The sequence below is a fragment of the Pseudomonas sp. LBUM1646 genome (assembly GCF_059716165.1).
On record NZ_CP166810.1, the window covers coordinates 6,918,924 to 6,942,884 of the forward strand.

The 23,961-nt window shown below is 61.3% G+C and carries 21 protein-coding genes; 14 read left to right on the plus strand and 7 right to left on the minus strand.

Annotation, left to right across the window (positions count from 1 at the left end):
• Nucleotides 1-47: 47 nt before the first annotated feature.
• The 4 genes from ACA071_RS31650 to ACA071_RS31665 are packed head-to-tail and all read right to left on the minus strand — an operon-like array spanning nucleotide 48 to nucleotide 4,889.
• Nucleotides 48-869, minus strand: a complete 822-nt coding sequence (locus tag ACA071_RS31650; RefSeq protein ID WP_497642575.1) for a class I SAM-dependent methyltransferase — start codon at nucleotides 867-869, stop codon at nucleotides 48-50.
• Nucleotides 863-2,017, minus strand: a complete 1,155-nt coding sequence (locus tag ACA071_RS31655) for an acyltransferase family protein (RefSeq protein ID WP_497642576.1) — start codon at nucleotides 2,015-2,017, stop codon at nucleotides 863-865. The genes ACA071_RS31650 and ACA071_RS31655 overlap by 7 nt, the downstream gene beginning before the upstream one ends.
• Nucleotides 2,014-3,318, minus strand: coding sequence for a glycosyltransferase (locus tag ACA071_RS31660; RefSeq protein WP_497642577.1), 1,305 nt, complete (start codon nucleotides 3,316-3,318; stop codon nucleotides 2,014-2,016). The genes ACA071_RS31655 and ACA071_RS31660 overlap by 4 nt, the downstream gene beginning before the upstream one ends.
• Nucleotides 3,312-4,889 carry a glycosyltransferase gene (locus ACA071_RS31665; RefSeq protein ID WP_497642578.1) on the minus strand — a complete coding sequence of 526 codons (1,578 nt, stop codon included), beginning with the start codon at nucleotides 4,887-4,889 and terminating at the stop codon, nucleotides 3,312-3,314. The genes ACA071_RS31660 and ACA071_RS31665 overlap by 7 nt, the downstream gene beginning before the upstream one ends.
• 440 nt (nucleotides 4,890-5,329) lie before the next feature.
• Between ACA071_RS31665 and ACA071_RS31670 the strand changes: the two genes are divergently transcribed.
• The 8 genes from ACA071_RS31670 to ACA071_RS31705 are packed head-to-tail and all read left to right on the plus strand — an operon-like array spanning nucleotide 5,330 to nucleotide 14,315.
• Complete coding sequence (locus tag ACA071_RS31670; RefSeq protein WP_497642579.1) at nucleotides 5,330-6,244, plus strand: GDP-mannose 4,6-dehydratase; 915 nt, start codon at nucleotides 5,330-5,332, stop codon at nucleotides 6,242-6,244.
• On the plus strand, nucleotides 6,241-7,212 hold the full coding sequence (gmd, locus tag ACA071_RS31675) for a GDP-mannose 4,6-dehydratase (protein WP_169372367.1): 972 nt from the start codon (nucleotides 6,241-6,243) through the stop codon (nucleotides 7,210-7,212). The genes ACA071_RS31670 and gmd overlap by 4 nt, the downstream gene beginning before the upstream one ends.
• Nucleotides 7,213-7,215: 3 nt before the next feature.
• Nucleotides 7,216-8,658 (plus strand): mannose-1-phosphate guanylyltransferase/mannose-6-phosphate isomerase, encoded by a 1,443-nt coding sequence (locus ACA071_RS31680; RefSeq protein WP_497642580.1) that lies wholly within the window; start codon nucleotides 7,216-7,218, stop codon nucleotides 8,656-8,658.
• Nucleotides 8,659-9,456 carry an ABC transporter permease gene (locus ACA071_RS31685; RefSeq protein WP_497642581.1) on the plus strand — a complete coding sequence of 266 codons (798 nt, stop codon included), beginning with the start codon at nucleotides 8,659-8,661 and terminating at the stop codon, nucleotides 9,454-9,456.
• Nucleotides 9,456-10,706, plus strand: a complete 1,251-nt coding sequence (locus tag ACA071_RS31690) for an ABC transporter ATP-binding protein (protein ID WP_497642582.1) — start codon at nucleotides 9,456-9,458, stop codon at nucleotides 10,704-10,706. The genes ACA071_RS31685 and ACA071_RS31690 overlap by 1 nt, the downstream gene beginning before the upstream one ends.
• Nucleotides 10,703-12,070, plus strand: coding sequence for a glycosyltransferase family 4 protein (locus ACA071_RS31695; protein ID WP_497642583.1), 1,368 nt, complete (start codon nucleotides 10,703-10,705; stop codon nucleotides 12,068-12,070). The genes ACA071_RS31690 and ACA071_RS31695 overlap by 4 nt, the downstream gene beginning before the upstream one ends.
• A complete protein-coding gene (locus ACA071_RS31700) occupies nucleotides 12,054-13,184 on the plus strand; it encodes a glycosyltransferase family 4 protein (RefSeq protein ID WP_497642584.1) in 1,131 nt (376 codons plus the stop codon). The genes ACA071_RS31695 and ACA071_RS31700 overlap by 17 nt, the downstream gene beginning before the upstream one ends.
• Nucleotides 13,185-14,315: a glycosyltransferase family 4 protein gene (locus ACA071_RS31705; protein ID WP_497642585.1), complete on the plus strand. Its 1,131-nt coding sequence runs from the start codon at nucleotides 13,185-13,187 to the stop codon at nucleotides 14,313-14,315.
• A 23-nt stretch (nucleotides 14,316-14,338) separates the two neighbouring features.
• Here ACA071_RS31705 and ACA071_RS31710 read toward each other — a convergent pair whose 3' ends face one another.
• The 3 genes from ACA071_RS31710 to ACA071_RS31720 form a co-directional block, all read right to left on the minus strand.
• On the minus strand, nucleotides 14,339-16,369 hold the full coding sequence (locus ACA071_RS31710) for a 2Fe-2S iron-sulfur cluster-binding protein (RefSeq protein WP_497642586.1): 2,031 nt from the start codon (nucleotides 16,367-16,369) through the stop codon (nucleotides 14,339-14,341).
• A gap of 49 nt (nucleotides 16,370-16,418) precedes the next feature.
• Complete coding sequence (locus tag ACA071_RS31715; RefSeq protein WP_497642587.1) at nucleotides 16,419-17,045, minus strand: glutathione S-transferase family protein; 627 nt, start codon at nucleotides 17,043-17,045, stop codon at nucleotides 16,419-16,421.
• 131 nt (nucleotides 17,046-17,176) lie between these two features.
• Nucleotides 17,177-18,079, minus strand: a complete 903-nt coding sequence (locus tag ACA071_RS31720; RefSeq protein WP_497642588.1) for a LysR family transcriptional regulator — start codon at nucleotides 18,077-18,079, stop codon at nucleotides 17,177-17,179.
• Nucleotides 18,080-18,226: 147 nt separating this feature from the next.
• Between ACA071_RS31720 and ACA071_RS31725 the strand changes: the two genes are divergently transcribed.
• The 6 genes from ACA071_RS31725 to ACA071_RS31750 are packed head-to-tail and all read left to right on the plus strand — an operon-like array spanning nucleotide 18,227 to nucleotide 23,951.
• Complete coding sequence (locus tag ACA071_RS31725; protein ID WP_497642589.1) at nucleotides 18,227-18,850, plus strand: CDP-alcohol phosphatidyltransferase family protein; 624 nt, start codon at nucleotides 18,227-18,229, stop codon at nucleotides 18,848-18,850.
• A gap of 25 nt (nucleotides 18,851-18,875) precedes the next feature.
• Entirely contained in the window at nucleotides 18,876-20,633 is a 1,758-nt protein-coding gene (locus tag ACA071_RS31730; RefSeq protein ID WP_497642590.1) for a bifunctional alpha/beta hydrolase/class I SAM-dependent methyltransferase, read from the plus strand.
• The gene (locus ACA071_RS31735; RefSeq protein WP_497642591.1) at nucleotides 20,630-21,940 is read left to right on the plus strand and encodes a phosphatase PAP2/dual specificity phosphatase family protein; all 1,311 of its coding nucleotides are present in this window, start codon (nucleotides 20,630-20,632) and stop codon (nucleotides 21,938-21,940) included. Before ACA071_RS31730 ends, ACA071_RS31735 begins: the two co-directional genes overlap by 4 nt.
• Nucleotides 21,930-22,385, plus strand: coding sequence for a hypothetical protein (locus tag ACA071_RS31740; protein WP_497642592.1), 456 nt, complete (start codon nucleotides 21,930-21,932; stop codon nucleotides 22,383-22,385). Before ACA071_RS31735 ends, ACA071_RS31740 begins: the two co-directional genes overlap by 11 nt.
• 11 nt (nucleotides 22,386-22,396) lie before the next feature.
• Nucleotides 22,397-23,017: a lysophospholipid acyltransferase family protein gene (locus ACA071_RS31745; RefSeq protein ID WP_169372353.1), complete on the plus strand. Its 621-nt coding sequence runs from the start codon at nucleotides 22,397-22,399 to the stop codon at nucleotides 23,015-23,017.
• Nucleotide 23,018: 1 nt separating this feature from the next.
• Nucleotides 23,019-23,951: a phosphatidate cytidylyltransferase gene (locus ACA071_RS31750; RefSeq protein WP_497642593.1), complete on the plus strand. Its 933-nt coding sequence runs from the start codon at nucleotides 23,019-23,021 to the stop codon at nucleotides 23,949-23,951.
• The last annotated feature ends 10 nt before the right edge of the window (nucleotides 23,952-23,961 follow it).

Consider the following 23,961-nt stretch of genomic DNA (forward strand, 5'->3'; position numbering starts at 1 on the left):
CCCTTGTAGCAGCCTTCGGCAGCTGCTACGACGGATGCATTATGCGCTTAAGGCTTGCGGGCGATGATCACCTGACTTTTCGCCACCACCGCGTCCAGCGCTTGTTTGATCTGCGCGCCCCGTGGCGAATCGAGGATCGCTTTCCAGGTATCGGCCCAGTGGTTGAGCAACGGGTGGTCGGCATTGCTGAAATCGACCTTGGCTTCCCAGAACAACAGCATCCACATCGACCAGTAGAACCCGTACTGACTGTGGCTCAGCACTTCCAGCCCGGCGTCGCTGACCATCGCCTTGAACTGTTCTTCGCTGATGATGCGAATGTGGTTGGGCTTCTGGAAGTACTCCGGCGCGGCGATATCTTTTTGCAGGTCTTCGGAACTTGGGTGCGGAACGCTGAGCAAATACAGTGCACCCGGCTTGCCAACCCGCACCAGTTCGGCGAGGAACTGCGCCGGATCGTCGACGTGCTCGATGACTTCGGTGGACACCACGCGGGTGGCGGTGGCATCGGCAATCGGCAGCGGATTGCAGTCGGTGACGTGGCACTCAACGCCCCGGGCCGGGGTATCGCCCAGGCGCTGGCGCGTCGCTTCGACCTTGGCCGCATCGATGTCGGCAATGATGATCTTCGCCCCACGCATCCCGCAGAAATGCACGTTGCCGCCATCACCGCAGCCGACGTCCAGCAAGGTGTCCTCGGCGGTCACCGGGAAACCGGTGAACAACTCGCCGGTTTCTTGGTTGAACCAGCCGCTGAGCATCGCATCGTGCAGGCCGAGCATGTACGGGTCGACCTTGTAGGGGACCGGTGCCACGGGCTGCGCAGGAGCGGGCGTGCCCGCCGTGAGTTTCTTCAAAATGCTCAGCATGAGGTAGCTCCAGAGGATGGGACGGCGGTTCGAGACGTGCTCAGACGTTGCACCAGCGAAGCGCCGCGATGACGCATGGGCATTTCAACGAAACGGTAATTGAGCTCGCACAACAGGGCGATCAGCCCGCCGGCGAGCAGGATCGTCAGGATCGGATGCCCGGCCGGACTCGGCAGACCGGCCGCCTGCAAACGGAAGATCAGCTCACGCACCAACAGATAGGCCGGAATGTGGATCAGGTAAATCCCATAGGAACGACTGCCGATCCAGACCATCAGACGCTTCAGCAAACCCGGTGGCATCAGGTAGTCACGGTTGTAGGACGCGATCCAGACCAGCACCGCGCTGAGCACGGCAATCGCGCCGATCCGGTAATTGGTGAAGGTAAAGCGATCGGTGGCAATCACACTCAGCGCCAACGCCAGGACCAGCAGCACCGACACGCCAGCCCAGGGCCGACGCAAAAATGTCGGTTCCCAGCGCACATAGTCCGGGCGTGCACTCCACATGGCCAACAGAATACCGAGGGCCAGTGCATCGGTGCGCACCACCATCAGGATCGGCGTGCGCAAGGTGAACAACTGCACCGCGACCAGCACCAGCAACGCCCAGACCAGGTACTTGCGGCAGACCAGGATCAGCAGCGGGAATAGCAGGTAGAACTGCTCCTCCAACGACAGGCTCCAATAGACGAAACTGGTGCCGTATTCGTACTGATAGAAGCTGTCGGCAAAGCGGAAGTTGGCGTACTGCGCGACCCCGGCCAGCGTCGCCTGAAGGTTGGCGTGCAACGTGCCAAAGGCCCCGGAACGGTTGATCAACACGCAGGCCAGCAGCATCAGCGCCAGCCACAACCACGCCGACGGCAACAAGCGAAAGGCCCGTCGCAACCAGAAGTTGCGCGTCTGCTGCCAGTATTCCTGGCGCGTGCTGCAACCTTGCAAGGCCGGGATCAGGCTGCGCGCAATAACGAAGCCCGAGATCGCGAAGAACAGATCGACACCCCACCAGGGTTGCCCCCAGCTGTGGATTTTTTCCAGCAAGGGCACCGTGTCGGTGAACAGACTGCCTTGCAGGTGATGAAACAACACGCCCAGCACCGCAATGCCGCGCAACAGCTCGATGTCCATGATCCGTTTGCTGCTCATGCGTCAGGGGCTTCCATGGCAGATGCAACGCGGGTTTCGAACAAGTCGGCAAAAAAAACTTTCAGGCGCTGTTCGGCGGAAGCCTGGCTGCAAAAGGTCTGCAGGCTGGCCACCGCATGGGCGGACATCTGCGCATAGCGCTCGGGATCACCCTTGGCCACGTCATAGCTGGCCCGATACGCCGTGCACAACGACGCCCAGTTGGTGATGTAGCGCAACGTGCGGAACGCCCGGCGCGGATCGTGGGGCCAGGCGGTCAGTTCGTCAGTGGTGTCAATGATGAATGCGTTGTCGGCATCCAGGTAATCGAGCATCGCCGTGGTGCGCGGCGCCACCGCCGGTTTGCCGCAGGACATGAACTCCATCAGCGGCAGGCACTGGCCTTCACCGTAAGCGCTGTTGACCACGTAACTCGTGGCCTCGACCAGACGCTCGTAATCCACATCCGCCAGGTAGCCGTAAATCAGCACGATACGGCAGCGGTACGGCTGGTTTTTGTACAAGTGATGAAGGATGTCGGCCAGGGCTTCTTCGGCATCGTGGTGCGTCAGTTTGAGCACCAGGGTGGCGTCTTGCGCTTCGCGCAAGGTCACGCAGAAGGCACTGAGCATGTCTTCCCAGTTCTTGCGCCCGTCGCTGGGGTTGAACACCGAGGTGTAGATCACGCCGTCGAGGACGACCTCATGTTCGCTGGCCGGCGCGTCGAAATCGATACCCTCGCCGCTGCGCAAGTGCTCCGGGCCAAAGGCTTGCAGGTCGAGTTGGCGACTGTCCGCCACCACCCCTTTGATCTTCAATGTCACCTGACGGGCCAACGGCTGGCGTTGCAACTGAGCGCCACGGGCGGCAAAACGGTCCCACACCGGCGCGGGCACGGCAACGATCGGATAGTCCGCGCCCATGGCCTCGCGCACGGCATTGACCGTATAGCTGGAGTGCGTGATAGCCGCGCCTGACGCCCGCAACACGGTGCGCCAGTCATTGCGCGGTTCGCCGGCGAACGGCTCGTTGGGAATGGTGCTGAATTCCCAGGCGAACACCGCCAGGGTCGGACAGGCCAGGTGCATCGGCGTGCGATGGGGCGGCGAGAACGACAGGAATACGCAATCTTCGCCGCGCGCCAGGCAATCGAGGTACAGGGCATCGACTTCGGCCTGCGGGTCGTTGACTTCGATCACCTGCCCCAACCGTTCCAGCACGGGCCGGTACTCCTTGAGCACGAAGTAATAGCTGTACTCCGAACGGCCAAGGTTTTTGGCGATGGTGTGCTGGTTGGTTTCCGAATGAATGATGATCAGCATGAGGCGTTATCCGTCACGGCCACAGGCGCCGGGGTCTGGGTGGCCAGCCCGAAGAAATCCGCCAGGTGTTGCTGCACCGGGGCGAACCCGCAGTAATCGTGCATGCGATCGATAGCGGCCCGGGACATGCGCCGGTAGTCCTGCGGTTGCTCCTTGGCCATCCGGTAGCTTTGTTCGTAGGCGGTCTTCAGCGAACCCCAGTCCGGTCGGTAACGCAGGGTGCGGTAAATGATGCGAGTGTCCTGGGGCCAGATGGTCAGCTCTTCGCTGGACGTGACCACAAACGCCACGCTCTCATCGATGTAGTCTTCCATGGCCGTGTGATTCGGGGCGATCACCGGTTTGCCACTGGCCATGAACTCCATCAGCGGCAGGCACAGGCCCTCGCAACGTGAAGCATTGACGTAAAAACTCGCGGCTTCGTAGAGCCGGGCGTACTGCGGATCGTCCAGATAGCCGTGCATGACCACCACCCGACAGGCGAACGGTGAAAGCTGCGCGAGCAGGGTCATCAACTCGTCGTAGTAGGACGACAGGTCGCTTTGGGTAATCTTCAACACCAGCGTGGCGTCATCCGTTTCGCGGAAGGCCCAGCAGAATGCTGTGATCAGTTGATGCCAGTTTTTGCGACCGTCCTTGGGGTTGAACACGGTGGCGTAGACCACGCCGTCAACCCGGGTTTCGACCTGGGCGGTGGTGTCCGGCCACTTCCGCGGTTCGGGCTCAGGCACGGCCACCGTCTGCGGGCCGGCGATGGCCGGCAGGTATTCGGCAAGCCGCGCATGGGCGGCGTCCGACAGCAGGTCGCGGATACCTTCCCAGTACCACTGGCTCAGGAAGTGCGTGCGATGGACCGGGATCGGCAGCGATTTGCCCATGTCCCGGCGCCACATATGCAAGTAATGACGAGCAATGACGAAGCGGCGTTTTAGCGTCAGCGGCGGCGGCTTCGACGCCTCCAGCTCGGCTTCCAGTGCGGCCAGTTCTTCGGGGGTCGGGGGCACCGGAATCAATGCATCGGCACTGAGCCCGAGGGTCCGTGTGTCGAAGATGCAGCCCTTGATGTCCAGGGTCGAACCGGGGTTCACCGGCGCGCTGGTATGTCGGCTACGAATGTCGGCGAAGTTTTCCCACAATGGCGTCGGCAAAACCAGCACAGGGAAGTCTTCGCCCATGGCCCGGCGAATCGCCCGGGCGGTATGACTGGAAAGCGTGATGACCCGCCCCTGGCGCGCGAGCATGTGCGTCCAGTCCTGGCGTGGGTCGTTATCCCACTGCTCGTCGGGAATCGAATCGAATTCCCAGGCCACCACGCAGATCGTCGGGCACTGCAGGTCGTTCGGGGTTTTCTGCGGTGGCGTGAAGGACAGGAACAGGCTGTCTTCGCCAGCGGCGAGCAGTTGCCGAAAGAGGGGATCGACCTCGGCGACGGAGGACACCACATGGACCCGCCCCAGGCTTTCAAGCACAGGGCGATACGCCTTGAGCACGAAGTAGTAACTGTATTCGGGGCGACCGAGGCTCTGGCTGATGGAGCTGTCGTTGACGTCCGAGTAAAGAATGAAATTCATGGCATCCCACGATGAAACCACCGTCCCGGTAGCCCCACTCTATGACGGCAAAGCCTTGGATCGAGTCGGTGATTACCGGCCGTCGTCCATCGTCTTTTTGCCCGTCTACGTTCTTGTTTTAATGGTCAGCTTCGCGGGGTTCGTAACGACTTTCGTAAGACCCCGGACGAACGCTGGATAATCGTGACGAGGGGCATTCTAAACACATCCGTTAAGGATTCGTGAACCGCCCGGCGAGAATAAATCGAGCTACGCTAACGAGAACTGATCAGTCACGGTTGGACCTGTTGAAATTGCTGCGCAATTGGCACAGATTGGCTACCAAACAACTACAACAAATCACTTCACCTGTCTTTCGACCAGGAAATCCACCCGGTCCGTCAGACATCTCCGTAAAGCCTGTGGGGAATGGACGAAGTGAATGACCAAGGGGCCGCTGTTTGAAAAAGCGTCTGTTCGTTACGGGTCTCAGTGGATTCGTAGGACAACACATCCAATCCCGCCTGAAGGCTGATGCCTCGCAATGGGAGCTACTGCCTGTCGCTGACCGGTACGATCTCGGCGAACCCGCCAGTCTCGAAGGCCTGTGGCCCGAGATGCCCGACGCGGTCATTCACCTGGCCGGCCAGACCTTCGTTCCCGAAGCCTTCCGGGATCCGGCGCGCACACTGAACATCAACCTGCTCGGCACCCTGAACCTGCTGCAAGCCCTCAAGGCTCGCGGGTTCAATGGCACCTTCCTGTACGTCAGCTCCGGCGACGTCTACGGCCAGGTCAGCGAAGCCCAGTTGCCCATCACCGAACTCCAGCCCCCCTGCCCGCGCAACCCGTATGCCGTGAGCAAACTGTCGGCGGAATTCCTCAGCCTGCAATGGGGCTTGAGCGAAGGCTGGCCGGTGTTGGTCACCCGTCCGTTCAATCACATCGGCACCGGGCAGAAAGACAGCTTCGTCATCGCCAGCGCCGCGCGGCAGATCAACCGAATCAAACAAGGCCTGCAAGCCCCGCAACTGGAAGTCGGCGACATCGATGTCACCCGCGACTTCCTCGATGTCGGCGATGTGGTCTCGGCCTACCTGGCGCTGCTGGCAAAGGGCACGCCGGGGCAGGTCTACAACATTTGCTCGGGGCGCGAGCAGAGCATCCGCAGTTTGATCGAACAGCTGGGGGACCTCGCCGAGGTCGACATGCAATTGATTCAGGACCCTGCGCGTCTTCGCCGCGCAGATCAGCGTCGCGTTTGTGGCAGCCATGCCAAGCTTGCCCAGACCACAGGATGGACGCCTGAAATCACAACACAACAATCCCTGCGGGCGATCCTGTCCGACTGGGAGAAACGAGTAAAAGAACAATGACTAAAAGTGCACTGATCACAGGCATCACCGGCCAGGACGGCGCTTATCTGGCCAAACTGCTGCTCGACAAAGGCTACAAAGTCCACGGCCTGGTGGCCCGGCGCAGCAGTGATTCACGCTGGCGTCTGCGTGAGATGGGGGTCGAGGGCGACATCGTTTACCTGGACGGCGACATGGCCGATGCCTGCTCGGTGCAGCGCGCGGTGATCAAATCGGCGCCGGACGAGGTCTATAACCTGGCGGCACAAAGTTTCGTCGCGGCTTCCTGGGATCAACCGGTGACCACTGGCATCGTCGACGGCCTGGGGGTGACTCACCTGCTGGAAGCGATCCGCCAGTTCAGTCCGCACACGCGTTTCTATCAAGCGTCCACCAGCGAAATGTTCGGCCTGATCCAGGCCGAGCAGCAGGACGAGAACACGCCGTTCTACCCGCGCAGCCCTTACGGCGTGGCCAAGCTCTACGGCCACTGGATCACCGTGAACTACCGCGAAAGCTTCAACCTGCACGCCAGCAGCGGGATCCTGTTCAACCACGAGTCACCGCTGCGTGGTATCGAGTTCGTGACCCGCAAGGTCACCGACGCCGCCGCTCGCATCAAGCAAGGCAAACAGCACGAGCTGCGCCTGGGCAACATCGACACCAAGCGCGACTGGGGCTTTGCCGGCGACTACGTCGAAGCCATGTGGCTGATGCTGCAACAGGACAAGGCCGACGACTACGTGGTCGCCACCGGTGTGACCACCACCGTGCGCGAAATGTGCCGCATCGCCTTCGATCACATTGGCCTGAACTACCGCGACTACGTGAAGATCGACCCGGCGTTTTTCCGCCCGGCCGAAGTCGACGTGCTGCTCGGTAATCCAGCCAAGGCCCAGCGTGTACTGGGCTGGAAGCCAAAAACCGATCTGGATACCTTGATCCGCGCGATGATGGATGCGGACATGAAACGCGTCGCCAAGGAGTAGGCCATGCTGATTCCTGTGATCCTCTCCGGCGGTGCCGGGACCCGTTTGTGGCCGGTATCGCGCGAAGGGCATCCAAAGCCGTTCATGACCCTGCCCGACGGCCAGTCGCTGTTGGGCAAGACTTATCGGCGCGCGGCGGGCCTGCTCGATGGTTGGGGCGACATCGTCACGGTGACCAATCGCGAGTACTACTTCCAGAGCAAGGATCACTACCAGGACGCGCAGATGGCCCGCCATCGCGGGCACTTCCTGCTGGAGCCGACGGGCCGCAACACTGCCCCGGCTATCGCGGCGGCGGCGCTGTCGCTGCAAGCGCTGCACGGTGACGAAGCAATCATGGTGGTGATGCCGGCCGATCACCTGATCGTCAATGTGGAGGCTTTGCAGAGTGCGGTCGAACACGCCGTGACGCTGGCCAAGAGCGGCTACCTGGTGACGTTCGGCGTGGTGCCGACGGCGCCGGAAACCGGCTTCGGCTACATCGAGACCGGCGCACCGCTGGACGACAAAGGCGCGGCCAAGGTGCAGCGTTTTGTCGAAAAACCCGACCTGCAAACCGCGACGCATTACCTGGAAAGCGGCAACTTCCTGTGGAACTCAGGGATGTTCTGCTTCTCGGTGGCGACGTTGCTGGCCGAGTTGCAGGCTCACGCCCCCGAATTACTCGAACAGACCCGCGCCTGCATGGCCGTCAGTGCGCCGGTGGAAACCGGTGGCTGCCTGCAGCAAGAGTTGTCGCCCGCGCTGTTTGCCGAGATCACCGACATCTCCATCGACTACGCCTTGATGGAACACTCAGACAAAGTGGTCGTGGTGCCCGCCGGTTTCGACTGGAGCGACATCGGCTCCTGGAGTGCGCTGGCCGCGCTGATACCGCCTGATGCGCAAAACAACCGCGCGAGCGGTGATGCCGTGTTTGTCGACAGCCACAACAATTTTGTCCAGAGCGAAGGCCGGCTGGTGGCTGCCGTGGGTGTGGATAACCTGATCATCGTCGACACCGCCGACGCCGTGCTGGTGGCCCACGCCGACCGCGCCCAGGATGTTCGCCGGGTGGCCAAGCAGCTCAAGGACAAACAGCACGAAGCCTACCGCCTGCACCGCACCGTCAGCCGGCCATGGGGCACCTACACCGTGCTCGAGGAAGGCACGCGCTTCAAGATCAAGCGCATCGTGGTCAAGCCCGGCGGCAAGCTGTCACTGCAAATGCACCACCACCGCAATGAACATTGGGTCGTGGTCGAAGGCATGGCCAAAGTCACCAACAACGGCACCGGCACCCACCTGGTGGCCAAGAACGAATCGACCTTTATTGCTGCCGGGCACAAGCATCGCCTGGAAAACCCGGGGGTAATCGACCTGGTGATCATTGAAGTGCAAAGCGGCGAATACCTGGGAGAGGACGATATCGTCCGCTTCGAAGACCAATACGGCAGGACGGTTTAAATGCTGCTTTCCCTGTACCGCTCGCTGTGGGGTTATCGAGGGTTCATCCTCGGTAGCGTCCAGCGAGAGTTCCAAGCGCGTTATCGCAATTCGCTGTTCGGGGCCCTGTGGCCCGTGCTCAATCCGCTGTCGATGATCATCGTCTACACCGTGGTTTTTTCCCAGATCATGCGCGCGCGCCTGCCGGGGGTGGATGACGGCATGGCCTATAGCGTTTACCTGTGTGCCGGCCTGCTTGCCTGGGGACTGTTTACCGAAATCACCCTGCGCAGCCAGAACATGTTTCTGGAAAACGCTAACCTGCTGAAGAAAATCAGCTTCCCGCGGATCTGCCTGCCGGTGATTGTGTTGTTCAACGCCGGCATCAACTTCGCGATCATCATGGGCCTGTTCCTCGGCTTTCTGCTGATCACCGGACGCTGGCCGGGGACGGCGATGCTGGCGCTGATTCCGCTGATGGCGTTGCAAATGATGTTCTGCGCCGGGCTGGGGATGGTACTCGGCGTGCTGAATGTGTTCTTCCGTGATGTCGGGCAACTCTTCGGTATCTGCCTGCAATTCTGGTTCTGGCTCACGCCCATCGTGTACCCGATCAGCATCCTGCCGGACTGGGTTCAGCGCCTGCTGCAACTCAACCCCCTGACCAACCTGATCGCCAGTTATCAAAACATGTTCCTGTACGGGCAATGGCCGGTCTGGAGTTCGCTGCTGCCGATTTTCATCACCGGCGTGGTGTTCTGTCTGATCGGGCTGCGGCTGTTTCGCCAGCGGGTTGGCGAAATGGTGGATGAACTCTGATGGGGCATATACGCGTCACCGGCCTGGGCAAGGCCTACAAGCAGTACCCGACCCGCTGGAGCCGACTGGCCGAGTGGCTGATTCCGTTTTCCCCTTTGCGCCACCATCAGCACTGGGTGCTGCAAGACGTCGAGTTCGAGATTGCCCCCGGTGAAGCGGTGGGCATCGTCGGGGTCAACGGCGCCGGCAAAAGCACTTTGTTGAAGATGATCACCGGCACCACCCAGCCCACATGCGGCAAGATTGAAACCGAAGGCCGCGTGGCCGCGCTGCTGGAACTGGGCATGGGCTTTCACCCGGACTTTACCGGCCGGCAGAATGCATTCATGGCCGGGCAACTGCTGGGCATGCAGGTCGCCGAGATTGAAGCGCTGATGCCCGAGATCGAGCATTTCGCCGAAATTGGCGAAGCCATCGACCATCCGGTCCGCACCTATTCCAGCGGCATGCAGATGCGCCTGGCCTTCAGCGTCGCCACGGCGCGGCGCCCGGACATCCTGATCGTCGACGAAGCGCTGTCGGTGGGCGATGCCTACTTCCAGCACAAGAGCTTCGAGCGCATCCGCAGCTTCCGCAAGGCTGGCACTACGTTGCTGATCGTGTCCCACGACCGCTCGGCGATTCAATCGATCTGCGATTCGGCGATCCTGCTCAAGGACGGCCGCATGGCCATGCATGGCAAACCCGAAGCGGTCCTGGACTATTACAACGCCCTGATGGCCGAGCGCGAAGGCCAGGTCGTACGCCAGGAAATGCTCGCCGGCGGAGAAGTACAAACCGTTTCAGGCACCGGCGAAGCCGGCATCCTCAGCGTGCGTCTGCTGGACGAAAACGACCGTTCCATCGACGCCGCCGAGGTTGGGCAAGCCGTGGTGCTGGAAGTGCAAGTCGAAGTCCGCCAGGACATCGAGCGCCTCGTACTCGGTTTCATCCTCAAGGACCGCCTGGGCCAGATGATGTATGGCATCAACACCCATCGCCAGGACAAGGCACTGACCGATCTGCACGCCGGCGAACGCTTCACCTATCGCTTTGCCTTCATCATGGGCCTGGGCAAGGGTAACTACTCAGTGTCCCTGAGCTTGTCGCGGCTGGATTCACACCTGGACCGCAACTACGAATGGCGCGATTACGGGCTGGTGTTCCACGTGATCAACAACCGGCATGAAGACTTCGTCGGCTGCTCGTGGCTGGCGGCGAAAACCACCATTGCCCGCACCGGCTCGATTGTCCCGGAACGTTCGCCATGACCCGTCTGCTGGTGGAGTGTACCCACGTGTTCCAGCACCCCAAGGTCAACTCGGGTATTCAACGGGTGGTGCGTAACGTCATCAATCAGCTGCCGCCAAGCGTCGACGGTGTGGAGTGCATCCCGGTCGTGATGCTCAAGGGCAAACTCTATCGCGTGCTCAAGCTCGGGGCCTTGAACATACCGTTTTTCGATCATTTGATGATCTTTGGCGGGCGGCTGGGGCGGCTGGCTCATCGTTTCTGGCAGTTGCACCAACGCCTGCACAACCGCAGCCATTCACGCGTGATCAAGCGTTTGCTGCACGTGGCGTACCGCGTCACGGCGATCACCTGTTTCAGCATCCCGTTGCGCCTGATCGACGGCCTCAACCGGTACCAACTGCCCAAGCGTTGCGCGCCGCTGCAACATCAACCGGGGGATCAACTGGTGTTGCTGGATTCCTCCTGGCATACCGACTTCTTCCCGTTTGCCGAACAGCTCAAACGCGACGGCGTGGGCATCGTGTCAGTGATCTACGACTTGATCCCCCTGACGCACCCGCAGTTCTACGACACGCGGCTGGTGCAGGTTTTCAACGAGTGGTTCGACTGGATCAGCAAGACCGCCGATGGCTATGTGGCGATTTCCGCCACCGTGCGCGATCAGGTGCGCGAGGAATTGCAGCGCCGGGTCGGGCCAGCCAAAGCCAATACGCTGTGGTTCGACTATTTCCACCTCGGCTCCGAGCTGGACCTGCACGAAGCCAATGCCGCCGTCGAGCCGCGCCTGAGGCGAATGTTCGACACCCCGGAACCGGTGTTCCTGATGGTCAGCACCATCGAACCGCGCAAGAACCACGACTACTTGCTGGACGCCTTTGAACTCGCCTGGGCGGCGGGTTCCAAAGCCCGGTTGTGCATTGCCGGGCGCATCGGCTGGAAGTGCGACGCCCTGCTCGCCCGGGTGCGCAATCATCCGCAGCTGAACAAACGGCTGTTCATGTTCAACGACCTGAGCGACACCAGCCTCGAACACGCCTACGCCCACGCCCGTTCTTTGGTGTTTCCGTCCTGGGTCGAAGGCTTTGGCCTGCCCCTGGTGGAAGCCATGCAGCGCGGGTTGCCGGCGATGGGCAGTGATATTGCGGTGTTCCGCGAAATCGGCGGCGAGTTCATGGCCTACTTTGACCTGGCCGAGCCGCAAAGCCTGGCCGATCTGGTGACCCGTTTCGAAAGCAGCGGCCAGTTTCCGGCTGCCCGCAACGTAGCGGACTGGCGCTGGATCGGCTGGCGTGAAGCCAGTGCGCAACTGGCCGAACGGACCCTGCGTAACCTTGAAGAAATATCGGCCGAGCCAGAGAGGCAACATGCAAATTGCCCTTAACGCCCGGATTCTCCAGGCCCCGCGCACCGGCATCGGCCACTATGTCGCCGAGCTGGTGAGTGCACTTGCCTGCGAGCCCGACGTCGAGTTGGCGCTGTTCCATGGTTGGGGCTGGAGCTCGACGCTACCCGATGCGGCCATGCCCGGCTATTCACGACTGACGCCGTTGCTGCGGCAAATTCCCGGGGCTTACCAGGCGCGACGCTGGCTGGCGCAAAAACGCTTCGATCAAGGTCGGCCGCCGTCGATCGACCTTTATCACGAACCCAGTTTGTGGCCGCTGTCGTTCGACGGCCCGACGGTTATGACCCTGCATGACCTGACGCACCTGCATTACCCCGAAACGCAACCGCCGGCACGCCTGCGCGAAATCGAGCGGCGACTGGCTGAAGGCGTGCAGCAGGCGCAGCTGATTCTGACCGACTCGCAGTTCATTGCCGACGAAGCCCAAGACTATTTCGCCCTGCCGGCCGAGCGTTTCATCGTCGCACCGCTGGGCGTTGCTGCGCGTTTCCATCCACGTGACGCTGCAGACATCGACACGATCCTCAAGGCTCATGGCGTCGAGGCGCGGGAATACTTCCTCTGCGTCGGCACCCTGGAACCGCGTAAAAACCTGACGTTGGCACTGCGTGCCCATGCTTTGCTCCCGGAGGCCCAGCGCCAGCAATTTCCGCTGTTGATCGTCGGCATGGCCGGCTGGCAGCGCGAGCAATTCAGCGAAGAGCTGCGTCAGGCGCTGGCTGCCGGTCATGTGTGTTTGCTGGGATATCTGCCGGACGAGCACGTGGCGCAACTGCTGGCCGGGGCACGGGCGCTGATTTTTCCGTCGATCTATGAAGGATTCGGCCTCCCCGTACTGGAAGCCATGGCCAGCGGCACGCCGGTGATTCTGGTTCGACATTCGGCAATGCCGGAGGTCGCCGGCGCTGCGGGCAACTATATTGAACCTGACGATCCGCAAGGCTTGCGCGATGCCATGAGCCGACTGATCGACGATAAAACGCATTGGCAGGTATGCCGAGAAGCGGGACTGCAACAAGCGAAGCTTTTTTCCTGGGAGCGTTGCGCGAAGATCACAGCCCGCGCCTACCGCCAGGCTTTGGGAGGTTGAATGCGAGTTCTTCATTTTTTCAAGACGTACCTGCCTGACTCCGTAGGTGGCATCGAACAAGTCATCTTCCAGCTCTGCGAAAGCGGCGCCCAGCACGGCATCGAGGGCCAGGTGCTGACGCTGAGCACCGACCCGACGCCGCCCGTAGTGAAACTCGGCCAGCATGAAGTGCATCGGGCCAAACTCGACATTCAATTCGCCTCCACCGGGTTTTCCTGGAGCGTGTTCAAACAGTTTCGCGAACTGGCGGCCGAAGCGGATGTGGTCAATTACCACTTCCCCTGGCCGTTCATGGACCTGGTGCATTTCGCCAGCGGCATGAACAAGCCCTGCGTGGTGACTTACCACTCGGACATCATTCGCCAGAAGCATCTGCTCAAACTCTATCGGCCCCTGATGAACCGCTTCCTCGCCAGCGCCGACCGCATTGTCGCCGCCTCGCCCAACTACTTGCACACCAGCGATGTGTTGCAGCAGTTCCAGGACAAGACCCGCGTCATTCCCTACGGCTTGAACAAGGCCGGTTATCCACAGCCGGATAGTGCGCGCATGGACCATTGGCGGCAGAAGCTTGGGGATAAGTTTTTCCTGTTCGTGGGCGTGATGCGTTATTACAAGGGCCTGCACATTCTGCTCGACGCCTTGAAAGACGTGGACTACCCGGTGGTGATCGTCGGCGCCGGACCACTGGAAGCAGAACTGCACGCCCAGGCTGCGGCCTTGGGTCTGCGCAATATTCACTTCCTCGGTCGGTTGGGAGATGAAGACAAAGTGGCGCTGCTGCAACTGAGCTACGCCATCGTGTTCCCGTCGCACCTACGCTCCGAGGCGTTCGGTATTTCACTGCTGGAAGGCGCGATGTATGGCAAACCGATGATCTCCAGCGAAATCGGTACCGGCACCAGCTACATCAACATCCACAACGAAACCGGGTTGGTGGTGCCACCGAGCAATCCACTGGCGTTCCGCGAGGCGATGCGAACCTTATGGGAAAACCCGGTTCGCGCGGCGCAGATGGGGGTGAAGGCGGAGGCGCGGTATCGGCAGTTGTTCACCGCCGATGAAATGGGCCGCAAGTGGACGGCGCTGTATCAGGAACTGCTGGAAGAGAAATCGCTGTCTTATGCGTAATTGCTTTTTTGTGGGAGCGCTGGTTAGAGGTCGAGCACCAACGGCTCCGACCCCTTGGCCGGAATCGCACAACAAATCAGCACCTGCCCCTCATCCGGCACCTCGGCCGGCGGCTGTGGATAATTCACCTGGCCGCTGATCAACCGGGTCTTGCAGGTCCCGCAGGAGCCACCACGGCAACTGAATTCCGGGCGCAAGCCACGGCTCTCCGCCAACTCCAGCAAACTGCCGCCGTCCGGTTGCCAGCGGGCCTCCTTGGCTGAGCGCTGGAACACCACCGGCACCGATGTGGTGGCCGCAGGCGGTTGTTCGATGACGATGGCATCCGGGTCTGGCCGCCGACGCAATGTCGAGGGGCCAAACGTTTCGGCATGAATCCTCGAATCGCGAATATCCAGTTCCCGCAGGCCGTCGTACAACCCTTGGGTAAAACTGCCCGGACCACACAGGACAAAATCCAGTTGGTCGTAGTCTTCTACTTCCAGGATCGTGTGCAGCAACGCGGTGTCGATGCGTCCGGTCAGGTCGAAGTCCTCGCCCTCCCGCGCTTCAGGTTCCGGTTGGCTGAGCAGGCGCAGCACGCGCACTGCATCGCCAGCGCCTTCCAGCAAACGGTCCAGCTCTGAACGAAACGGTTGGTCAGCCAAGGTCCGCGAACTCTGGAAGAACCAGGTCGGCCGAATGTGCCGCGTGCGCCAGCCCTGATAAACCACCTCGCGCACCATCGACAGCAACGGCGTAATGCCCACCCCGGCAGCTAACAACACCAACGGCCGACGCTCGTGCGGCGCCACGGTGAAATGCCCCTGAGGTGCCCGGGCTTCCAGCACATCGCCAACGCGGATCTGTTCATGCAGGTGCGAAGACACCAAGCCGTCGCGCTTCACGCTGATGCGGAAAAAGTCGTCGGACGGTGCACTAGACAAACTGTACGTGCGGATATGCACGTCGTCGCCAATCTTGAAGCGCAGCGGCAAATGCTGCCCGGCCTGGAACACCGGCAACCCGGCGCCATCGACGGGCTCCAGATAGATCGAGCGAATGTTCTGGCTTTCCGCTTCAATCCGCGCCACCCGCAGCGGCCGCCAGGCGTCACCCAAGGCTTGGGCTTGCAGCCGAGCGGCGGCCTGCTCCCAGGTGCCGGTCATCAAACTGTTGGGCGACATTCCATCGAAACGCCAGCGCAGGGCCAACGCCGCCGGCCGCCGCACGACGCGTTCAACTTCCAACGTCCACAACCGCTCGGCGCCTTGAAAGGCCTCGATCTGCGGGCCGTCGAGGATGACTTCGGTACGGCCGCTGAGTTGCAGCACGTCGCCCGTATTGAAGTCGATGAACAGCAAACCGGCCTGCGGGTTCACCAGCAGATTGCCCAAAGTATTGAAAAACAGATTGCCGGCAAAGTCCGGGATGGTCAGGCGATTGCCTTCGACACGGACGAAACCGGGCTGGCCACCGCGATGGGAAACATCCACCGAGCGTCGGCCATCGACGTCCACATAACTGGCGACAAACAAGGTATCGGCCTGGGTGATCATGGCTCTGGCCGCATCGTCCAGCGCGTTGAGGTGCTGGGCGACGCGGGTCGACGGATCTGCCAGCGGCACTGAGCGAAACTGCCGCAGTTGAATGTATTGCGGGCAGTTACCGAAGGACTGTTCCACCGTGACACCGAAGCCGCTCGCGGTCATGGCGCCGACTCGACCATTGAGACGGTTGCGCCGTCGGGTGTGCAGTTCGATGCCCAGCAGGCCAATGGCGGCCCCGGCCTGCAATTGCGCCGGATCATCGGCCGCCGGCAAGCGATCGAACTGCAACCCTGTAGGCGCAGGAGAATGCGCAAAGCCAGGTTTACCTTCGAGGATGCTCGCCCAAGGATGACCGTCCGCATCCACCGCCCCATACAACATGAACGGCAGTTGCTGATAGAACTGCCGATGCTGGTCCGGCATCTCGCTGCGAATCACCCTACGGCCCAAGGTGTCCATTCGCTCGGCAACACCGACGTGCTCCTGCAACTGTTTCTCGCCGGCGTGCCACGGTGAATGTTCCATAACAGCATCTCCCCAGCGCCCTAGGCGCAGCGTGAACAGCTCAAGAGGGTCAGGCGGTTTGTTGCAAACCGGCGACGGTGCGCGGCATGCCGACAAACCCGGGCAAGGCTTCGATCCGCGCCAGCCAGGCACGGACATTGGCGTAGTCCGCCAGGGACACGTTGCCTTCCGGTGCATGGGCGATGTAGCTGTAGGCCGCGACGTCGGCGATGGTCGGCTCGTTGCCCACCAGATACTCGCTATGGGCCAATTCCTCATCCATCACCTTGAGCAGGTCATGGGAACGGGCGATCACTTCTTCGGCGTTATAAGACGCACCAAACACGGTGATGAGCCGAGCCCTGGCTGGGCCAAAGGCAATCTGCCCGGCCGCCACCGACAACCAACGCTGGACCTTTGCAGCACCCACCGGATCCGTCGGCAGCCAGCGGCCATTGCCATACTTCTGCGCCAGGTACACCAGGATTGCGTTGGAGTCGGCCAGTATCACGCCTTGATCATCCAGCACCGGCACTTGGCCAAACGAGTTGAGCGCCAGGAACTCAGGTTGTTTATGCGCGCCTTTGGCCAGATCGACGAGGATCAGCTCGGTCGGCAGTTGCAGCAGTGACAGCATCAACTCGGCACGGTGAGCGTGGCCGGAACGGGGGAAGTTGTAGAGTTTGATGGCGTGCATGATCGGCTCCGCTGGGTGATTGCGCCGTTCAGACCTTGAACAGCAACGATGGCAGCCATCATCTACCCATCGCCAAAACAACAGAATCACCAGCAAATGCAATCCATTGTTTCAACCAGAGCAATAAACCATCAGCCCTGCAAGGCCGGATGTTCGCGCAGGGCCTTCACCGCAAAATCCACAAAACTGCGAATACGCGCTGGGGCCTTGCGCCCACCCTGGTACACGATGTGGATCGGTAAAGGCGGGAGTTCAAAGTCCGCCAAGACGATTTCCAGCGCCCCTACCGCGACTTTGCTCGCCACTTGATAGGACAGGACACGGGTAAACCCCAGACCGAGGCACGCCGCGGTGATTGCTGCTTGATTAGCCGTGACCACCAGCCGCGGTTCCGGGCGCACGCTGATCGGCAGCCCTTTATCGAGGAAGGGCCAGGTCCTGAGCTGCCCGATGGCCGACGTGGCGACGACCGGCACGCCGTTTAAATCCTGGGGATGACGAGGCCGGCCATGGGCATCCAGGTATGCCGGTGACGCACAGATCACCCGCCGTACCTCACCAACGCGAATCGCGTGCTGGTTGCTGTCGGGCAATTCACCAATGCGCACGGCGACATCGATGCCCTCCTCGACCATGCTGACGATGCGATCCACCAGCAACCCGTTGATCATGACTTCAGGGAACTGATCGAGATAATCCACCATCACCGGCGTGACAAACAACTCGCCGAACAACACCGGCGCCGTCACCGTCAATTGCCCACGAGGTTGTGCGTGGCTGCCCGCCGCCGAATCTTCGGCTTCCTGCACCTCGGCGAGAATTCTCCGACAATCCTCCAGGTAACGCTGACCCGCCTCGCTCAAATGCACGCTGCGGGTGGTGCGCGTCAGCAGCACCGTGCCGATGCGTTGTTCCAGCGCCGCCACCGCCCGGGTGACACTGGCCGCCGACATGCCCAAACGCCGTGCCGCCGCCGAGAAGCCTTGGTCCTGGGCGACGGCGGCGAAGACCTGCATTTCCTGGAAGCGGTCCATCGATGAACTCCTGAGCACTGAAAAACCCGAGGCCGAGTGTTCTCAATTGGCCCTGGATTCGCGGGAAGACGGGTTTTGCTGGCATTCTGATTATTGTGACGTATAACCCTGAACGTTCGCGCTTTCAATTATTGAGACCGTCTCCCGATGCCTTCCATTTACCAGCTCAAACCCGCCTTCCAGAATCTGTTGCGCCCGCTGGTGCAACGATTGTTCGATAACGGCACCACCGCCAATCAAATCACCGTGCTGGCTGCGGTCATTTCGGTGGTGGTGGGCGTGGCGATTGCCTGTTTCGCCCAGCACCTGTGGGTGTTTATGCTGATTCCCGTGTGGATGATCCTGCGCATGGCGCTGAACGCCATCGACGGTATGCTTGCCCGTGAGTTCGGCCAGCAGTCGCGCCTCGGTGCCTACCTCAATGAACTGTGCGATGTCGTCGCCGACTGCGCGCTGATCCTGCCGTTTGCGCTGATTCCCGACGTGAACCTGCTGGTTGTGCTGTTGGTCACGCTGCTGGCATTGTTCAGCGAGTACAGTGGCGTGCTCGGGCCGATGGTCGGCGCATCGCGGCGCTATGACGGGCCGATGGGTAAAAGCGATCGGGCATTTGTCCTGGGCGTATTGGCCACCGGCATCGCCATTGGCTGGATCAATGCGTTGTGGATTAACGTTGTGTTTGGGGTGGTCGCCGTCCTGCTGGCTTACACCTTGGTCAACCGGGTCCGTCAGGGCCTGAAAGAAGTGCAGGAAAACGTCCCCTCGGCGTAAGCCCTCTCAGCATAAGGAAGATGCAATGCGTGAACCCCAGCAGCAGACCTTCACCACCCACGACGGCGTCGAGCTGTTCTACCGCCACTGGCCGGCCACGGCGGCCAATCCCGGCGAGCCGCGCAAGGCCGTGCTGCTGTTTCATCGCGGCCATGAACACTCCGGGCGTATCGCCCACCTGGTGGATGAACTGGACCTGCCGGGTTTCGACTTCTTCGCCTGGGACGCCCGTGGCCATGGTCAGTCCCCCGGTGCGCGCGGCGACAGCCCGAGTTTCGCCACCAGCGTGCGCGACGTGCAGACCTTCTGCGATCACCTGAACACCGCCCACCAGATCGACGAACAGAACATGGCCGTGATCGCCCAGAGCGTCGGCGCCGTGATCGTCTCGACCTGGGTTCACGACTACGCGCCGCGCATCCGCTCGTTGGTGCTCGCCTCGCCCGCATTCAAAGTCAAACTCTACGTGCCCTTCGCCCGTTCAGGCCTGGGGCTGATGCGCAAGTTTCGCGGCAACTTTTTCGTCAACAGCTACGTCAAGGCCAAGTTCCTCAGCCACGACCCGGAGCGCGTGGCGTCCTACGACAGCGACCCCCTGATCACCAAGGCGATTTCGGTGAACGTGTTGCTCGGCTTGTACGAAGCCGCCGACCGCGTGGTGGCCGATGCCCAGGCGATTCAGGTGCCGACCCAGCTGCTGATTTCCGGCTCGGACTTTGTGGTCCACCGCAAACCCCAGGAGCAGTTCTTCGAACGCCTGGGCAGCCTGAAAAAAGAAAAACACATTCTTCCGGGCTTCTTCCACGACACCCTCGGGGAGCGTGATCGCGCCGTGGCCGTGGCCAGTGCCAAGCGTTTTATCCTGCAAAACTTCGACTATCCACTGGACCGAGCTTCGCTGCTCGATGCCGACAAGATCGGCCTGACCTGCGCCGAATCCGAATCCCTCGCCGCCCCGCTGCCGCCTAACTCGTTGCGTGACCTGTACTGGCGCATGACCCGCGCCAGCATGCGCCTGGGCAGCAAGTTGTCCAATGGCGTGAAGCTCGGTTTCGACACCGGTTTCGACTCCGGCAGCACCCTGGACTACGTGTACCGCAACCAGCCCACCGGCAAGGGTGGACTCGGGCGGATGATTGACCAGAACTACCTGAACTCGATCGGCTGGCGCGGCATTCGTCAGCGCAAACTCAACGTCGAAGAACTGCTGCGCCTGACCATGGCCAAATTGCGCGACGAAGGTCGCCCGGTGCGCATTGTCGACATCGCCGCCGGCCATGGCCGCTACATCCTCGAAGCCTTGCAGGGCGTCAGCCCGCTGCCGGAATCGATCCTGTTGCGCGATTACAGCGACATCAACGTGCGTGACGGTGGTGCACTGATTCGCGATAAAGGCCTGGGCGACATCGCGCAATTTGTGAAGGGCGACGCCTTTGACCGCGCCGACCTGGCTGCGCTGGAGCCCAAGCCAACATTGGCGGTGGTCTCCGGGTTGTACGAATTGTTTGCCGACAACAGGATGGTCGGCGGCTCGCTGGCAGGCCTGGCCGACGCCGTGGAACCCGGTGGTTATCTGGTCTATACCGGCCAACCGTGGCACCCGCAGCTGGAACTGATTGCCCGCGCCCTCACCAGTCACCGTCAAGGCCAGGCTTGGGTGATGCGTCGGCGCAGCCAGGCGGAAATGGATCAACTGGTGGAAGCGGCGGGTTTCCGCAAAATCACCCAGCGTGTGGATGAATGGGGGATCTTCACCGTGTCCCTCGCGCAACGGGTGCAATGATGGTGGCGGCCCCCCGAGAACCGGGTTTACTGAAACCAGCCGTGCTTTGGTTGCTGCTGCTGGCGCCGTTGTTTTTCGCCAGCTACGGCTTTGCCACGTGGTTCACGACCCAGCGCAGCGACGTCGGCACCTTCGTTTTCGAGTGGGAAAGCGCCATGCCCTTCTGGGCGTGGACCATCGTCCCCTACTGGACGATTGATCTGCTCTATGGCTTTTCGCTGCTGCTGCCCAACAGCCGCCATGAACTCAAGCGCCATGCCTTGCGCTTGCTCAGCGCTCAGGTGATTTCGGTCAGTTGTTTCCTGTTGTGGCCGCTGCGCTTCACCTTTGAACGGCCAGAGCTGGATGGGGTGTTCGGTTGGCTGTTCGCGGTGCTGGCGGGGTTCGACAAGCCGTTCAATCAGGCGCCGTCGCTGCATATCGCGCTGTTGGTGATTCTGTGGGTGATGTACCAACGGCACACTCAAGGCTTTTGGCGCTGGGTGGTGCACGGCTGGTTCGCGCTGATCGGGATTTCGGTGCTGACCACTTATCAACATCACTTTATCGACTTACCCACAGGTGCCCTCGCCGGTTGGCTGTGCGTGTGGCTGTGGCCGCTGGATCGGCCCAGCCCCTTGAACAGCCTGCGGTTGGCCAAGGATCCGAAACGCTGGCGCCTGGCGTTGAGTTATGGCCTCGGCGCCGCCGTGTTCGCCATTCCGGCCTTAGGCCTTGGCGGCGGATGGTTATGGCTGATCTGGCCGGCCGTTGCGTTGCTGTTGGTGGCGTTGAATTACGCAGTGCTCGACGCCGCCGGGTTTCAGAAACGCGCTGACGGCCGCCTCAGCCCCGCCGCCCGTTGGTTGTTTGCGCCTTACGTGGCGGCGGCGTGGGTCAATTCACGGCTGTGGACTTATAAGCATCCACAGCCCAATGAGGTTGTGGATAACGTTTGGCTCGGCAGGCTTCCCGGCGCTGATCAGTTGACGCCGTTCAAAGCCGTGGTCGATCTCTGCGCCGAGCTGCCGCTCAATCCCCGAGGTCGCGCTTATCAAAGCATTCCGGTCCTCGATCTGATTGCGCCCAACGCAGAGCAATGTCTCGCCGCCGCCCAGGCCATTGAACACCTGCGCCAACAAGGCCCGCTGCTGGTCTGCTGCGCGTTGGGTTATTCGCGCAGCGCCACCGCTGTCGCGGCCTGGTTGCTGCACAGCGGTCGAGCGAACAACGTCGATGCCGCCGTGGCGATGATCCGCGCCGCACGCCCGCACGTGGTGCTGCACCCGGCCCATCGCCAAGCATTGGAGAATGCCTATGCCGGTTGATATGGAACTGAAGGTGGTCGCCAGCCTGCTGCGCCGGGGCCGAGCGCTCGATCAGTTATCCACATGGCTGACGCTGCTGGGGGTGTTGTTCGGGCTGCTGCAACTGCTGCTGATCACCCCGGTCACGCTGGGCCTGAGCCTTAGTGCCTGGCTGATCGTCGTGGGTCTGTTGCAAAAATACTGGGCGTTTCGGGTGGCCTTCGACGCAGACCTGTTTGCCCTGGTCGCCCACGACGCTGACGCACTGCCGGACCGCACTCAAGCCCTCGACCAGGCCCTGCAAAGCCTCGGCCTGCAACCGGCTAACCGTGCCGGCCGACCTTGGGCCGAACGGCAGCGCGGGGCTTTGAAACTGCTGCGTAACCAGGCGGTCCTACTGGCCGCACAGGTGCTGCCGACATTGGCGGTCATCCTGGCCAGCCCTTGGCTGTCCTTCGCCGGATAAGGAAATCTTTTATGTTCGAACCTGTGGTTGCCACCCTCATCACCTCCATGGCCCGCACCGTCACCGGCGCCCGCAGCCTGTGGATGGGCTGCGCGCCGGAACCGGTGCAGCGGATTTATTTCGCCAACCACAGCAGCCACGGCGATTTCGTGCTGCTCTGGGCCTCGCTGCCTCCCGCCCTGCGTAAACTCACGCGCCCGGTGGCCGGCAGCGACTACTGGAACAAAAGCGCGATACGCCGCTACATCATCAACCGGGTATTCAACGGCGTGTTGATCGACCGCGAGCGCAAGGACCCTGTGGATAACCCTTTGCAGCCGATGCTCGACGCCCTGGCGACGGGGTATTCGCTGATTATCTTTCCCGAAGGCACGCGCAATCCGGAAGACGGACTGCTGCCGTTCAAAAGCGGCCTGTATCACTTGGCCAAAAGTTACCCACAGGCCCAAGTGATCCCGGTGTGGATCGCCAACCTTAATCGAGTCATGCCCAAGGGCCGGGTGTTGCCGTTGCCGCTGCTGTGTACCACCAGTTTCGGTACGCCGCTGCAATTGGAAGAAGACGAGAGCAAAGAGCACTTCCTGACACGCAGCCGCGACGCGCTGCTGGCCCTCGCCCCGGAGCATTCCTGACATGGATAGACAAACCCTGATGCTGTTCGGCGGGATCGGCCTGATTTTGGTGCTGGCCTCGTTGATCGGCCTGATTCTCAAGTTGCGCACTCGCGGCGCGCCGAATCCGGTTGTGGATAACCTCAACGCCCGCATCAATGCGTGGTGGGTGATGGTGGTGGTGATCGGCCTCGCCTTCTGGCTGGGCACCGGCGCGGTAATCCTGCTGTTTTACGCGGTGTCGTTCTATGCCCTGCGCGAATTCCTGACCCTGACGCCGACCCGGCGCAGTGATTACCCGGCACTGGTGGCGGCGTTTTACCTGGCGTTACCGCTGCAATACCTGCTGATCTATTTCGATTGGTACGGGCTGTTTTCGATCTTTATCCCGGTGTACGTGTTCTTGCTGCTGCCAATCCTCGCGTCGTTGGGCGGCGACAGCACGCACTTCCTCGAACGGGCGTCGAAAGTGCAGTGGGGCTTGATGATCGCGGTGTTCTGCGTGTCGTTCGTGCCCGCCCTGCTGACCCTGGACATCGCCGGTTATGAAGGCCGCAACTTGCTGCTGATCGCTTATCTGGTGATCGTGGTGCAGCTGTCGGACGTCTTGCAGTACGTGTGCGGCAAGTTGTTCGGCAAACACAAAATCGCGCCGAATCTGTCGCCGTCGAAAACCGTCGAAGGCTTTGTCGGCGGCGTGCTGTTGTCCTCGCTGATTGGCGCCGCGTTGTGGTGGACCACGCCGTTCAACCCGTGGCAGTCGTTCCTGATCGCACTGCTGATCAACCTGCTGGGTTTTGCCGGCGGTATTGTGATGTCGGCGATCAAGCGCGATCGCGGCGTGAAGGATTGGGGCCACATGATCGAAGGGCACGGCGGGATGCTGGATCGGCTGGATTCCGTGTGTTTTGCGGCGCCGATCTTCTTTCATCTGGTGCGCTATTGGTGGACTTGAAAGTCTTGAT